The following is a 1,654-nucleotide window of genomic DNA, read 5'->3' as shown; positions in this document are numbered from 1 at the left end:
CTACATCATCTAATCTTGTCTTCACCTCCAGATCCATGATTTTTGGGAATTTTAATATTCCATTATCAATAGAACACTGCTGGTTTGTGAATATTAATATAAATTCTCCATCCTTATTCTTGTATTTTGGTGGTCTTGGTGGTCCGCTGAATAATTCTGGATGTTTTTTGTATGTTTTTAATGCCTTGAAGAAGGAATTCCATGATTCCTTGACCTTTTTAATTGTCCACTGTGCTGTCTGTGCTGGCAGTTTCTGGAAGTTGTTGTTTTCCTCTATATCTGATGGCACTGCAAACTGTTTCGCAAGAGTTCCATACGAGGACAATTTTTCCCTATTGAAAAACTGGTCTCTTAGGATATAATTTACCTGATTATATAGGTTCTTTGATACATGGCACATTCTGGATATTACACCATTGTCACGGATAAAGATCTGTTCAGTTCTCATCGTTTTCATAGCCTATCTCCATTGAACTTTTTTCCCCGTTGAGGCGTATACATGAAGCGTCTTTCATGATATTCGTAGCAGATTTAATACCCCATTTGCTTTCATAGTTAATAATATAATACAGTATTTGTATAAATAGTTATTAGAATTACGGATTATATTGTGATGGTAAGAGAGTGCGAATAACTATTATTATAAAGCAGATTACCTAAAGATGAAGGGAAAACATGTAATGATTACTGGTGGTGCCGGTTTTATCGGTTCGAATATGGTTGAGATGTTGCTGGAAGAGAATGATGTGACGGTGATAGACAACCTGAGCATAACGGATGATAGATACATAAGGCCGTTCATGGGAAGAAATAATTTCAATTTCATAAAGGAGGATATAATAGAATCCGTAACACCTGGCGAATACGATGTTGTGGTGCATCTTGCGGCGGACTCTGATGTGAGAAACGGATCCCAGGATCCCACTATTGATCTTCGTTCAAACGTTATTGGAACGGTAAATGTGCTTGAGATGATGAGGAAGAACGACATAAAAGACATACTCTTTGCATCAAGTTCAACGATATATGGCGAGGCAAAGATAATACCTACGCCTGAAAACTATGGTCCGCTGCTTCCGATATCATCCTATGGCGCTTCCAAGCTATCCGCAGAAGCATTCATATCATCATATTCGCACTATTACGGCATCGATGCGAAGATATTCAGATTCGCAAACATAGTCGGCAAGAACTCCACACACGGCGTTATATTTGACTTCATAAACAAGCTCAAGAAGAACAGCAGTGAACTTGAGGTTCTTGGCGATGGAACGCAGGCTAAATCTTACATGCATGTGACCGACTGCATAAACAGCATGTTCTACGTTTATGAAAAGGTGAAGGGAACCGATGTGTTCAACCTTGGAAACGATGATGTGACCAACGTAGATACCATTGCCAGGTATGTTATAGAAGCTATGGGATTGAAGAATACCAAGATAGTGCACCGCGGAGGCTATATGGGAAGAGGATGGCCCGGGGACGTCAAATACACAAGGATGGATGTGAAGAAGCTGAAGGAGACTGGATGGAAAAACAGATACAGCAGCGATGAGGCTGTTAAGGTGGCCATAGAGGAGATAAAGAGACAAATTTTATAAATTATTTATATTTAATAAAACAATTAAATAGAGGGGGAGGGGTGTATTTCCAC

1 protein-coding gene and 1 pseudogene are annotated in these 1,654 nt (G+C 39.3%); one reads left to right on the top strand and one right to left on the bottom strand.

The window, feature by feature from the left end; genetic code table 11:
- Window positions 1-457: pseudogene (locus tag DMB44_RS00010) on the bottom strand (RNA-guided endonuclease TnpB family protein); the annotation flags it as partial.
- Window positions 458-662: 205 nt separating this feature from the next.
- Here DMB44_RS00010 and DMB44_RS00005 point away from each other — a divergent pair.
- Complete coding sequence (locus DMB44_RS00005; RefSeq protein WP_110640022.1) at window positions 663-1,601, top strand: NAD-dependent epimerase/dehydratase family protein; 939 nt, start codon at window positions 663-665, stop codon at window positions 1,599-1,601.
- Window positions 1,602-1,654 lie beyond the last annotated feature (53 nt).

Source organism: Thermoplasma sp. Kam2015 (assembly GCF_003205235.1).
GTDB lineage: Archaea > Thermoplasmatota > Thermoplasmata > Thermoplasmatales > Thermoplasmataceae > Thermoplasma.
The sequence above is the reverse complement of the archived record's forward strand: the minus strand, read 5'-3'. Positions and strand labels throughout refer to the sequence as shown.